Genomic DNA, 12,702 nt, shown 5'->3' on the forward strand with positions numbered 1-12,702 from the left:
ACTATCCGGCCCGGTGCACCACCGCGTCGCACAGCTCCACCAGCGCCGTCTTCGGGTCGCATTCCGGCAGCGGGCCCAGCGCGGCCCGCGCCTCCTCCGCGTACCGGACCGCGTCCCGGCGGGCCTGCTCCAGCGCCGGATGCGCCCGCAGCGCCGTCAGGGCCTCCGCATGCCGCGCGTCGTCCGTGAGGTCGGAGTCCAGCAGCTCGCACAGGGCGATGTCCTCGGCCAGCCCCAGCCTGGCCGCCCGCTCCCGCAGCCGCAGCACCGGAAGCGTGGGCACCCCCTCGCGGAGGTCCGTCCCCGGGGTCTTGCCGGACTCGCGGGAGTCGGAGGCGATGTCCAGCACGTCGTCGGCGAGCTGGAAGGCGACACCGAGCCGTTCGCCGTACTGGGTGAGGACGTCGACGACCGTCTCGTCGGCACCGGACAGCAGGGCGCCGAAGCGGCAGGAGACCGCGACCAGCGAGCCGGTCTTGCCACTGAGCACGTCGAGGTAGTGCTCGACCGGGTCACGGCCGTCCGACGGGCCTGCCGTCTCCAGGATCTGACCGGTCACCAGCCGCTCGAACGCGAGGGCCTGGACCCGGACCGCCTCGGGGCCGAGGTCGGCGAGGATCTGGGAGGCGCGGGCGAAGAGGAAGTCACCGGTGAGGACGGCGAGCGAATTGCCCCAGCGGGTGTTGGCGCTGTCGACACCGCGCCGCACGGCGGCCTCGTCCATGACGTCGTCGTGGTACAGCGTGGCCAGGTGGGTGAGCTCGACGACGACGGCCGACGGCACGACACCGGGCGCGTACGGGTCGCCGAACTGCGCGGCGAGCATCACCAGCAGCGGACGGAACCGCTTCCCGCCGGCCCGCACGAGGTGCTGCGCGGCCTCCGTGATGAAGGGGACCTCGCTCTTGGTGGCTTCTAGCAAGCCCTCCTCGACAGCCGTCAATCCGGCCTGGACATCGGCTTCCAGAGCCTGGTCCCGCACGCTCAGCCCGAACGGCCCGACGACGGTCACGAGGGGTCTCCTGTCTGCTGGTGTCTACTGGCGATTACACGGTTTGTCGATAGGTCGCTGCCATCACTCAAGTCAGCGTATCCGGTCAGGTTTCGATCACCGATAGCGCCCACGGTTACACCCCGGGCGCTATCGGATCACGACCGTTATGTTTTTGATCAGCTGATACGACCTGACATCCACTGACTTAACAGGAAGTGCGGGTAGTTGTCCCGAACCGGGACCCGGGCCGTGTCCCGGGCTACGTCCCCGGCCATGTCCCGGACCGGACCCCTCACCGGACTCTCCGGGCAACCGCCGCCCGCGAGCGGCCCTGCCTCCCCGGACCGACGTCACCTGCCCGGGGGTACCCGCTCCGCCGCCCGCCCAAGCCGACGGGGATACACGATGCACGAACGGCGGCACCGTGCACCCGCCCGTACACCGTTCCTCCACGAGACCCTGCACGACGACCTCCCCGATCCGCGCCCCCCGACCGCGCGCGTGACGCCCGGGCGCCCACGATGTCAACGACGTGCACTGCAGGGGAGGTTCCGCCCTCACGGTGGACACGCGCACCGGGCGCCGATTACCCGACACCCCCCTCGGTCGACGTGACGAGAATCACGCGCGCAGGCGACACCCCTCCCCCGACATCCGGACTTACCAACCGGCCGTCCCGGCCACCCCGTTGAACCCGACGAGCGCATGCGCGTACCGAAAAACCGACAATACGGACTATTCTCGATAATCGTCTGGATTGATTGCATCCGGGGAGGCAATCCGAACGAATGCGGGCGGGGCGCTATTCCCTCGACCCGGAGAAAAGCCGGATTCCACGAATCCCACATGTCCCAATTTGCCGTTATTGCGGATTCGTGAAGTAGGTCACGTGAGCCCGGGCGTCACAGGGGCCATTAGGGGACCCTTCCTCCCCTTTCCCCGCAAGCCAGTTGAGGGTTGGCAACCGCAAAGGATCAAGTGCCCCATACGGCACAGATCAAGGTCAATCGGCATGTTGTGTGAATCAGCCTCTTGTTCCGGACATGTGCTCTCGCATACGTTCCGCCTCGCCGGGCGGACGCCGAATCCTGCCGCCGCCCGTAGTGACCCATCAACGAGTTCATTCGCATGGCAGGAGCGGGGGACCCAGGTAAGTCGCCGGACCGGGCGGCCGACGTCACAGGACGGACGTCGTTCCGGAACGGCTAGGGGTGAAGTCGCATCGCCTTCGGGCGGTGCGGCCGGGTACTCCCCAGGCCCGAACCCGACAGCTCACCTCGCAGGCGACGGAGAGGAACTTCGCCATGCCTGCTGCCGCTCAGCACCGCCGTACCCGCCGCAACCGCATCGTCCGCACGCTCGCCGTCGTCGGCACCGGTGCCGCCGTCCTCGCCCTGCCGCTCATCGGGGCGACGGCCGCGTCCGCCGCCGGCTCCTCCACCACGACTGCCTCGACGACCCTCGCCGGGTACCCGAACAACCTCGACGGCTGGATCCGCGAGTCGCTCGCGATCATGCGGGAGAAGAACATCCCGGGCACCTACAACGGCATCTACCGCAACGTGATGCGGGAGTCCTCCGGCAACCCGCAGGCCATCAACCTCTGGGACTCCAACGCGGCCAAGGGCATCCCGTCCAAGGGCCTGCTCCAGGTGATCGACCCGACGTTCAAGACCTACCACGTGGACGGCACGTCGTTCGACGTCTACGACCCGGTCGCGAACATCACCGCCGCCTGCAACTACGCAGCCGCGCGGTACGGCTCGATCGACAACGTCCACGGCGCGTACTGACCGACGTCCGTTCGACGACCCTTCGACGTCCTTCGCCGTCCTAGGTCAGTCGAAGAGTCTTTCGAGGACGACGGCGATGCCGTCGTCCTCGTTCGACGTGGTGATCTCGTCGGCCACCGCCCTGAGTTCGGGGTGGGCGTTGGCCATCGCCACCCCGTGGGCCGCCCATTCGAACATCGGGATGTCGTTGGGCATGTCACCGAAGGCGATGGCCTGTTCGGGGCTCAGCCCCAGACGGTCGGCGGCCAGCGCGAGCCCGGTCGCCTTGGTCACCCCGCACGGCTGCAGTTCGACGGTCCCCGGCCCCGACATCGTGACCGTCGCGAGCGATCCGACCACCGAGCGGGCCGTCGTCGTCAGTTCGTCGTCGGACAGGGTGTGGTGGCGCAGCAGCACCTTGCTGATGGGCGCGCACCACAGGTCGTCGCGCCGGGCGACGCGCAGGGCGGGCAGCGTGGGGTGGGGCATCAGGTAGCCCGGCTCGATGAGCGTGAGCCCGTCCACGCCGTCCTGGTCGACCGCCGCGTACACCTGGCCGATCTCGGCCTCGATCTTGCCGAGTGCGGTCTCGGCCAGCTCCCGGTCCAGGGTGACCGACCACAGCAGCCGGTTCGCCCCGGCGTCGTACACCTGCGCGCCCTGACCGCAGACGGCGAGTCCCGTGCAGCCGAGGTCGTCGAGGAGCGGGCGCACTCTCGGGGCAGGACGGCCGGTCACCACGAGGTGGCGGGCACCGGCCCGGCCGGCACGCCCGAGCGCGGCGAGCGACCGTTCCGAGAAGGTGTCGTCGCCGCGCAGCAGCGTGCCGTCCAGGTCGGTGGCGATCAGTGAGTACGGGGAGGGTGCGACCATGATCAGAGAATACGGACAGCGCGGCCCCGGGACTCACTGTGCGTTTCGGCCTCAAGTGGCGCCCGCCGCCTCCGTGATGGGGCCGCTGTCGGTGGCGGGCGTGTTGTTTTCCGGGATGCCCGACGGCTGTGCCTACTTCGTGGCGGCACTGGAGCCGCGGCGGTTGGTGCGCCACAGCTGGTAGAGGTGCTTGGCGCCCGGACGCACGAAGCGGGCGAGCATGGTGACGAACGGCAGCGGATCGTCGCCCGCCAGCCAGGCCAGCTCGGTCCCGCTCGGCCGCTTCGGTGCGTGCGGTGTCGTGTAGCCGCTGCGGCGGTAGGCAAGGAGGGCGGGCAGGTCGATGTTCTCCACCACGTAGCGGTGGCCGGCGCGCTGCTCCCCCTCCGGAACGCGGCGCCCGGTCAGGTCCAGATGCATGGCGCGGACGACGTCCACCCCCGACTCGCTCTCGAAGAGCCGGAACTGGGCGCCCATGCGTGGATTGAAGTCGAGCAGCTTGTACTGCCCGTCCCGGCGGTCGAAGCGCAGGTCGAGATCGATGATGCCGGTGAAGCCGATCTGCTTGATGAAACGCGCGGCCAGGTCGGCGAGTTCCGGGTTGTCGACGACGTACGCGTTCGCGGTCATGCCGGCGTGCGGCGGCCAGGAGCGGACCTTGACTCCCGTGAACAGGGCGCGCGGATTGGAGTCGGCGTCGAAGTAGGCGTGCACGATCCAGTCCTCGGCCTCCTCCCTCGGGAGGTACTCCTGGAGGATGACGCCCGGATGGGTGCCCCAGTCACGGGCGAGGGTGAGCAGCCCCTCCCGGGTGGCGATGCGCGTCGTTCCGTTGACGGCGGGCTGCTTGCGCCGGACGAACGCCTCGCGGTTCTTGGCGACGATCGGGAAGCGGGCCTTCTCCGCGAAGTCGGCGATCTCGTCGTACGAGTCGGGGAAGGCGGCGGCCGGGCTCGGGATGCCGTGCTCCATGCACAGTTCGTGCAGGCCCTGTTTGCTCGCCAGCCGGCGGGGCAGTTCCGCGTCCACGCGCGGGAAGAGGAAACGGCCGCCGAGCGCGTCCTGGTGCTCGGCGATCAGGACCGCGGCCTCCTCGTCGGTGGGGATCAGCACGGTCGGACGGCCGATGCGGCGGCCGATGCGCAGTAATCCCTCGACGAGACGGTCCGGTTCCTCGGCGCCCGTCGTCGGCCATACGAACGCCCGTTTGAGATAACGGGACGAAGCCGCCGGCGTGTACGCGTCCTCCGTGATCGCGTACATGGGAACGCCCAGGCGGCCCAGACTGCGAATCGCGCCGACCCCGCCGTGGTGCAGCGGATAGTCGCCGAACTTGACGATCAGGCCCGGCACGTCACGGTCCGCCTCGAACGGCACGCTGACGGCATTCCTGGCCACGGGTCCCCCCACGTGTCCCCCTCTACGGACCGGATCCACCCCGTCCGTGTCCCCCAAAGGACGCTAAGCCGGAATTACACCCTCCGACAAGGGCTATTAGGACATTGCGAACTCTTTAGACACTGCCACGACAGCCAACTCACCCGTAACGTGTGGCGCGACCACATGGAACGCCGCGCAACGCCATAGTGACGTCGCCACATGGCCAATCCCCGCGCGGCACGGATGAGAGCGAGGCAGTCACCCCATGCCCCCCTTGCCCCCCTTCGAGGTCCCCGAGGGTGATCCCTTCGGCCCGAACAACCTTCCGTATGGCGTGTTCTCGACCTCCGAGAGCACGGAACGGAGGGTCGGCGTCCGCCTCGGCGACCATGTCCTCGACGCCGGCGCCGCGGCCCTCGCCCTCGGCTCCCCGTACGCCACCCTGCTCGCCCGGCCGACCCTCAACCCGCTGCTGGCCGCCGGCCGCACCGCCTGGTCGGACGTGCGGCGCGCCCTGACCGCCTGGGTGACCGTGCCCGCGCACCGCGAGACGCTCGCCCCCCTCCTGCGCCCGCTGGCCGAGGTGACCCTGCACCTCCCCTTCGAGGTCGCCGACTACGTCGACTTCTACGCCTCCGAGAACCACGCCCGCAACGCCGGCCGCATCTTCCGCCCCGACGCCGCCGAACCGCTCACCCCCAACTGGAAGCACCTGCCGATCGGTTACCACGGCCGCGCGGGCACGGTCGTGGTGTCCGGGACGGACGTCGTACGGCCCTCAGGACAGCGGAAGGCGCCCGCGGACCCGGCACCGGTGTTCGGCCCGTCGGCACGGCTGGACATCGAGGCCGAGGTCGGCTTCGTCGTCGGCACGCCCTCGCGGCAGGGCAGCCCGGTGGTCCTGGGCGACTTCCGGGAGCACGTGTTCGGGCTGTGCCTGCTCAACGACTGGTCGGCGCGGGACATCCAGGCCTGGGAGTACGTCCCGCTCGGCCCGTTCCTCGGCAAGTCGTTCGCGACCTCGGTGTCCGCGTGGATCACCCCGCTGGACGCGCTGGAGGAGGCACGAATCGCCCCGCCGCGGCGGACGCACCCGCTGCTGCCGTACCTCGACGACACCACGGAGGAACCCGCCGGCTACGACCTGCGGATGTCGATCGCGATCAACGGCCAGACGGTGTCCGAGCCGCCGTTCTCCACCATGTACTGGACCGCCGCCCAGCAACTCGCCCACCTCACGGTCAACGGCGCCTCCCTGCGCACCGGCGACCTGTACGGCTCCGGCACGGTGAGCGGCGCGGAGCCCGGACAACTCGGGTCGCTGCTGGAGCTGACCTGGAACGGACGCGACCCGCTCGAACTCCCGGACGGGAAGCGGACGTACCTGGAGGACGGCGACGTGGTGACGATGTCGGGATGGGCTCCGGGACCGGGCGGCAGCCGGGTGGGGCTCGGGGAGGTCAGCGGGCGGATCGTGACGGGGTGAGGAGCACGCCGGGCCGGGGAACGGAAGGGCGCGCCCGGATCGTCGTCGTCACCTGACTCGGGACGCCCGGCACCGTCATACTGACGGGACACGCACCATGCGATGCGCCCGCACGCGCACCGTGCGGGGCGTCGGCGCACGCAGCACGTGACGCGCTGGCGCCCGCACCATGTCACGCAACGGCGTATCACCCCCTGCACCACGGATCACCCGCGCACATCTCCGATCAGGAAACGGAGCCCCGGCATGACCGTCTGCCTGCTCCTGCTGACCGTCGTCGCCCTGACGGCCGCGGTGCCTGCGCCGCGCGCCCTGGTGCGGTCCCTGTGGCCGGAGCGGGAACCGGTGGTCGCGCTGTGGGTGTGGCAGTGCCTGGTCGCCACCGTGCTGATGTGCTGCCTGGCCGCGCTGACCCTGGGCGCGGCGGCCGTCTTCCACACCGTGCGCGACCGGGTGTTCGCGCCGGCGCCACCGGCGGTCACCGCCGCGTACGACCTCTCCGTCGCGCCCCTGTGGGCGGTCGCTCTCACGGTGCTGCTGGCGTCCGGGGCCGCGTGGACGACGGCGATGCTGGCGCGCGAACTGGTCGAGGCCCGGCGCCGCCGCGACCGGACCCGCGCACACCTGCGTGAGCGGGCACCCGAACTGCCGGCGGGGCTGCCCGCGGCACGCGGACCGATGCTGGTGCTGGAGGACGAGTACCCGGACGCCTGGTGGATGCCGGGCCATCCGCCGCAGCTGGTCGTGACGACAGGAGCGCTGCACCGCCTCACCGACCACCAGCTCGACGCCGTGCTCACCCACGAACGCGGCCACGCGCGCGCCCATCACGACTGGCTGCTCCACCTGTCCAGCGCCCTGGCCACGGGTTTCCCGCGCGTGCCGCTCTTCTCCCACTTCTGCGACCAGACCCACCGGCTCGTCGAACTCGCCGCGGACGACACGGCGTCCCGCCGCTGCGGCCACCTCACCACCGCACTGGCCCTGATCGAACTGAACCAGCACCGCGGTGTCCTGTCCTGCGCGTCGAGCCGCCGGCTGCTGGGCGAGCGGGTCGACCGCCTGCTGGAGCCGCCACCACGGCTGCTGCGCCGCCAGCGGGCCCTGACGACGACGGTGGCCGCCCTGGTCCCCCTGCTGCCGCTCCTGATCGCGTTCGCACCGGGACTGACGGCACTCGGCTAGCCCCTCCCAACAATTGGGTCGACTCCCGACAGGGGCGCGGAGATAGCCTCGGCACCGTCTTCGTCCGACGGGGGAGAGTCAGGGGGCTGCGGATGCAGGAGCAGGACTGGGTTGTGCAGGCGGGCGAGCTTTTCGAAGCGGCGATGTTCGGCGGGGACACGTCCGCGCTGGACCGTTCCGACGACGTACTGGACGCGGTCGAGGCGCGGCTCTCCCTGGCACGGGGCAAGGTACTGCACGTGCGCTTTCTCGACGACCGCGAAGAGAACAGCCGGGAACTGGCGTTCTTCGAGCATGCGGCCGAGTTGTACCGGCGGCTGGCGGACGCGTCGGGTGAGGCCGACGCGTTGTTCTGGATCGGCTGCTGGCACCAGGTGGTGAAGGGCGAGGGCAGCACCGGCAGACCGTACTTCGAGCAGTCGTACGCGCTGGCGAGCTCCGTCGACGACCGGAGGACGATGTCCTACGCGGTACGCCACCTCGGTTTCGTCGACCGGGACGCGGGCGACTTCGACGGGGCCCGCGAGAAGCTGACCGAGTCGGTGGCGCTGCGCCGGGAGATCGCCTTCAGGCCCGGGGAAGCGGCGGGCCTGGTGGCCCTCGCCTACCTCGCGGCCGAGACCGGCGACCGACCGACGGCACTCCAGCACCTCGACGAGGCCGAGGCGGTCGCCCGGAGCTGCGGGGCCAAGGCGGTCTCGGGGTGGGTCGAAGAGGCCCGCACGGCCATGCGCGCGTAGCCGCCCACGGGCGGGAGACGCCGGTCGCGGCCTCCGGAGCACCGCTTCCTGGTGGCAGATCTTCCCCCGCAACGCGACAAAGAACCAGCTCAGCGGCGCGCCGATCAGAGCCTCAAGTGGCGCAACATTGCCGCAACACTCCCTTCCCTACCTCATCGGTATGGTTCCAGCCATGCCACCCACCGACCGCATCCGAGACCATTCCGGTCAGGGCGCCGCGACCACGGTCGCCGCCCACCGGACGCGTCGCCGGCTGCGTGCGGACCAGGCCCGGCAGCTCGCCGACCTCCTGCGCCACCAGATCCTCACCGGCGCCTTCCCGGACGGCACCCTCCCGCACGAGTCCACCGTCGCCGACGACTACCGCGCCACCCGCAACACCGTCCGCCAGGCCCTGGACCTGCTGCGGGCGGAAGGGCTCGTCGACCGACTGCCCGGCGTGGGCACCGTGGTCGTGGCCCGCAAGTACCCCCACGGCCTTGACCGCCTGATGGGTCTCGCGGAAACCCTCCGCGAACACGGCCAGGTCACCAACGAGGTCCGCACCATGGGACCCTCCGCGGCACCCACGCCCGTCGCCGAACGCCTCCGCGTCCCGCCCGGCGCCGACGTCCTCTACATCGAACGCCTGCGCCGCCTGAACGGGCTCCCCCTCTCGCTCGACCTCACCTACATCCCCCTCGACATCGGCACCGCCCTCCTCGGCGCCGACCTGGAGAACAACGACGTCTTCAGGCTCCTGGAGTCGATCACCGGGCAGCCCCTGGGCCACGCCGAGATCACCCTGGAGGCCGTGAACGCGGACGCCCACTCCGCCGCCGTCCTCCAAGCCCCGCGCGGTGCGGCCGTCCTCATGCTGGAACGGCTCACCCACCTCGCCGACGGCCGCCCCGTCGACCTGGAGTTCATCCGCTTCCGCGGCGACCGCATCACCATGAGCGGCCTCCTGCACCGCTCCCTCTGACCACCCCCTGCCCGACCCGTTTCCCGGAGACAGCCATGCCCTTGGCACCCCAGCGGGCCGACGTGCCCGTGACCATCGACGAGTCGAAGTGCATCGACGGCTGCACCCTCTGCGTGGACATGTGCCCGCTGGACTCCCTCGCCATCGACGAAAGCAACGGCAAGGCCTACATGCACGTCGACGAGTGCTGGTACTGCGGCCCGTGCGCGGCCCGCTGTCCCACCGGAGCCGTGACGGTCAACATGCCCTATCTGCTCCGGTGAGAGGCCCAGAACTCCCATGAAACGCATCGCGACCGCCGCATCCTCAGCCTTCCTCCTGCTGTCCCTCTCCGCCTGCGGCGGCAGCGCCCGGGCCGGAGACGGCAACACGGTCACCGTCACCGTCGGCTACCAGTCCAAGACCATCAACACCGTCACGGCGGGCACCCTGCTGCGTTCCCTCGGCTACTTCGAGCAGCAGCTCAACGCCCTCCACGACGGCCACACCTACAAGGTCGACTGGCAGGACTACGCCACCGGTGCCCCGATCACGGCCCAGATGACGGCCGGGAAGATCGACATCGGGTCGATGGGCGACTTCCCGCTGCTGCTCAACGCGGCCCGCGGCAAACAGCTCGGCCAGCCCACCCGCCTCGTCTCCGTCACGGGCTACAACCTCCGCGGCGGCCTCAACACCGTGGTCACCGCGCCCGACTCCAAGCTCACGTCCTTGACGGACCTGAAGGGCAAGAAGGTCTCGACGAGCATCGGGTCCGCCGCGGACGGCACCCTCGTCCGTGCCCTGCAGCGGGCCGGCATCGACCCGGACAAGGGCATCTCCAAGCTCAACCAGCAGCCTGCCGTGGGCGCTTCGGCGCTGTCGGCGGGCAGCGTGGACGCGCTCTCCCAGTTCGTGGCCTGGCCGGGCCTGCTCGCCTACCAGGGCAAGGCGAAGGCGCTCTACGACGGCGCGCAGCTGAACCTTCCCACCTTCCACGGCGTCACCGCCCGCGAGGACTTCGCCCAGCAGCGGCCTGCCGTGCTGGAGGCCTTCCTCAAGGCCCAGGCGAAGGCCACCGACTACCTCAACGCCCATCCCGTGACGGCTGCCGAGAAGGTCGCCGACGCCACCGGCCTGCCCGCGGAGGTCGTCTACCTCTACAACGGCGCCCATGGCATCGCCACCTTCGACCCCGCCGTCAAGCCCGCGCTCGTCTCCGCGCTGAAGCAGGACGTTTCAGTGCTGAAGGCCGCCAAGCTGACCGGTGACGTCGACGTGGACTCGTTCGTCGACGACCGGTACGCGAAGAAGGCCCTGGGCAGCGCCGACTACGCCAGGCGGCTCGCCGCCGCACCGCCGGCGTCCGTGAGCGAGGTGTGGGCGAAGGGGAGCGAGAAGACGATCAGCTTCGCCTCCCCCGAGGAACTGCTTGCCTACGTCGCCCAGCACGGCGGCGGCATCCGCGCCGCCTACGTCCCCGACACCACCACCCGTACTCCCTGGTTCGCCGACAAGGCGGTGTGGGTGGCCGACGGCGAGGAGTTGCTGCCGTTCGTGACCCAGGCGACGGCGCAGGCGTACGTCGACGCGCACGACGGCGCGCAGGTCGTCGGTTTTGCCGACGCGCTGCGGCGGGCGTCGTGAGCCGGTATGTCCTGCGGGTGGCGTCGCTGGCCGCCGCCCTAGGGCTGTGGCAGTTGCTGACCAGCCTGAAGGTCGATCTGTGGCTGCGCTTCTCGCAGTTCCCGACGGTCGCGGACGTCGCCCGGGCTTTCGCCGACCGGGTCTCCGGCGGCGACTACTGGACGGATCTCACCGACAGCCTCACCCGCATCCTGACCGGTTTCGCTCTGGCGGCCGTGCTGGGTGTGGCGACGGGTGTGCTCGTGGCCCGCTCGCGTGTCGCCGAGGATCTGCTCGGCCCGGTCCTGGAGGTGATCAGGCCGATCCCCGCGATCGCTCTCGTACCCGTCGCGATCCTGCTGTTTCCCTCCAATGAGCAGGGCATCGTCTTCATCACCTGCACCGCCGCCTTCTTCCCGGTGATGGTCTCCACCCGGCACGCCGTGCGTGCCCTCACTCCGGTGTGGGAGGAGGCGGTGTGCACGATGGGCGGCGGCAGGTGGCGGATTCTGGGTTCGGTCGTGCTGCCGGGTGCGTTGCCGGGCATCTTCGGCGGGCTGTCGGTCGGGATCGGTGTTTCGTGGATCTGTGTGATCTCCGCGGAGATGATCTCCGGCCAGTACGGGGTCGGTTACCGCACCTGGCAGGACTACACGGTCGTCAACTACCCGGGGGTGTTCGTCGGGATGGCCACGATCGGTGTGCTCGGCTGGGTCACGTCGACGGCCGTTGAACTCCTCGGCCGGTGGCTGACCCGCTGGCTGCCCCGTACGTCGTACGTCCCCGGTGGCCGACCTCGCGCCGCGGTACCCGCCGTCGTCGCCGCTGCGGTCGCAGTGCAGGCCGACGACGAGTCCCAGAAGCAGTCCGACACCCAGCAGCAGGGCGGCGACAGCGGCCAGGAGGCGCGCGATGAGCACTTCGTCTGAGGTGGCGGCACCGGCGGTCGTTCCGGTGTCGGAGGCCGCACGTGGGGCCCGGCTGGCGTTGGGTGCGGCCGTGCTCGGCCGTCCTGACGCCCCGGTGCTGCACGATGTGTCGCTGGATGTCCGGCCCGGGGAGATCCTCACGGTGGTCGGGCCGTCGGGGTGCGGCAAATCGACGTTGCTGCGGACGTTGGCGGGGCTGCTGTCCCCGCTGGCCGGGTCGGTGTCACAGGACGGCACGGTGTTGACGGGGCCGTCGGCCGACCGGGCGCTGGTCTTCCAGGAGGATGCGTTGCTGCCCTGGCGCACGTTGCGCGGCAATGTCGAACTGCCGCTCGCCATCAAGGGTGTCGCCCGTTCCGAGCGTCGTGCCGCGGCGGAGTCGTGGCTGGGCCGGGTAGGGCTGGCCGCGCAGTCGGGGCAGTTGCCGCACCGGGTGTCCGGTGGGCAGCGCCAGCGGGCGCAGCTGGCCCGTGCGCTGGCCGGTTCGCCGCGTGCCGTGCTGATGGACGAGCCGTTCGGGGCGCTGGACGCCCAGACCCGTGCCGGCATGCAGAACCTGCTGGTGGAGGTGCTGGCCGGCACGGGTGCGACCGTTGTCTTCGTCACCCATGACGTGGACGAGGCGCTGTTCCTCGGTGACCGGGTGGCCCTGCTCGCCGCCGGCCGGGTGGCGTCTGTGCGGGACGTTCCGCGTCCGCGTGAGCGCGGCGCCCTCGACGACCCGGCCCGTGTGGCCCTGCGCCGTACCGTCCTCTCCTCGCTCGGCATCTGAAA

Annotated in this window: 12 protein-coding genes and 1 riboswitch; of the genes, 9 read left to right on the top strand and 3 right to left on the bottom strand. The window is 70.5% G+C overall.

The genetic code is table 11. The features are described from left to right. Position 1 precedes the first annotated feature (1 nt). Complete coding sequence (locus AB0D74_RS24410) at positions 2-1,012, bottom strand: polyprenyl synthetase family protein (RefSeq protein ID WP_362590684.1); 1,011 nt, start codon at positions 1,010-1,012, stop codon at positions 2-4. A gap of 1,084 nt (positions 1,013-2,096) precedes the next feature. Beyond that, positions 2,097-2,293, top strand: a riboswitch (cyclic di-AMP (ydaO/yuaA leader). 5 nt (positions 2,294-2,298) lie between these two features. Here AB0D74_RS24410 and AB0D74_RS24415 point away from each other — a divergent pair. Next, positions 2,299-2,787, top strand: coding sequence for a transglycosylase SLT domain-containing protein (locus tag AB0D74_RS24415; RefSeq protein WP_362590687.1), 489 nt, complete (start codon positions 2,299-2,301; stop codon positions 2,785-2,787). Between the two features lie 45 nt (positions 2,788-2,832). Here AB0D74_RS24415 and AB0D74_RS24420 read toward each other — a convergent pair whose 3' ends face one another. Together AB0D74_RS24420 and AB0D74_RS24425 are read right to left on the bottom strand one after the other, a co-directional pair. Continuing rightward, positions 2,833-3,639, bottom strand: coding sequence for an HAD family hydrolase (locus AB0D74_RS24420; protein WP_362590690.1), 807 nt, complete (start codon positions 3,637-3,639; stop codon positions 2,833-2,835). 132 nt (positions 3,640-3,771) lie between these two features. Next, positions 3,772-5,037, bottom strand: a complete 1,266-nt coding sequence (locus AB0D74_RS24425; RefSeq protein WP_362590693.1) for an ATP-grasp domain-containing protein — start codon at positions 5,035-5,037, stop codon at positions 3,772-3,774. A gap of 256 nt (positions 5,038-5,293) precedes the next feature. Between AB0D74_RS24425 and fahA the strand changes: the two genes are divergently transcribed. From fahA to AB0D74_RS24465, 8 genes are all read left to right on the top strand, one after another. Next, positions 5,294-6,505, top strand: a complete 1,212-nt coding sequence (gene fahA, locus AB0D74_RS24430; protein ID WP_362591199.1) for a fumarylacetoacetase — start codon at positions 5,294-5,296, stop codon at positions 6,503-6,505. 246 nt (positions 6,506-6,751) lie between these two features. Then, on the top strand, positions 6,752-7,690 hold the full coding sequence (locus tag AB0D74_RS24435) for a M56 family metallopeptidase (RefSeq protein WP_362590696.1): 939 nt from the start codon (positions 6,752-6,754) through the stop codon (positions 7,688-7,690). Positions 7,691-7,782: 92 nt separating this feature from the next. Further along, on the top strand, positions 7,783-8,430 hold the full coding sequence (locus tag AB0D74_RS24440) for a tetratricopeptide repeat protein (protein ID WP_362590699.1): 648 nt from the start codon (positions 7,783-7,785) through the stop codon (positions 8,428-8,430). A gap of 172 nt (positions 8,431-8,602) precedes the next feature. Beyond that, on the top strand, positions 8,603-9,394 hold the full coding sequence (locus tag AB0D74_RS24445; RefSeq protein WP_362590702.1) for a GntR family transcriptional regulator: 792 nt from the start codon (positions 8,603-8,605) through the stop codon (positions 9,392-9,394). 35 nt (positions 9,395-9,429) lie between these two features. Beyond that, complete coding sequence (locus tag AB0D74_RS24450) at positions 9,430-9,657, top strand: ferredoxin family protein (protein WP_010986276.1); 228 nt, start codon at positions 9,430-9,432, stop codon at positions 9,655-9,657. A 16-nt stretch (positions 9,658-9,673) separates the two neighbouring features. Continuing rightward, positions 9,674-11,020, top strand: coding sequence for an ABC transporter substrate-binding protein (locus AB0D74_RS24455; protein ID WP_362590705.1), 1,347 nt, complete (start codon positions 9,674-9,676; stop codon positions 11,018-11,020). After that, positions 11,017-11,928 (top strand): ABC transporter permease, encoded by a 912-nt coding sequence (locus tag AB0D74_RS24460; RefSeq protein WP_362590708.1) that lies wholly within the window; start codon positions 11,017-11,019, stop codon positions 11,926-11,928. The genes AB0D74_RS24455 and AB0D74_RS24460 overlap by 4 nt, the downstream gene beginning before the upstream one ends. Beyond that, positions 11,912-12,700 carry an ABC transporter ATP-binding protein gene (locus AB0D74_RS24465; protein ID WP_362590711.1) on the top strand — a complete coding sequence of 263 codons (789 nt, stop codon included), beginning with the start codon at positions 11,912-11,914 and terminating at the stop codon, positions 12,698-12,700. The genes AB0D74_RS24460 and AB0D74_RS24465 overlap by 17 nt, the downstream gene beginning before the upstream one ends. Positions 12,701-12,702: the final 2 nt, after the last annotated feature.

Origin of the sequence: Streptomyces sp. NPDC048278 (genome assembly GCF_040652195.1) — a bacterium.
GTDB lineage: Bacteria > Actinomycetota > Actinomycetes > Streptomycetales > Streptomycetaceae > Streptomyces.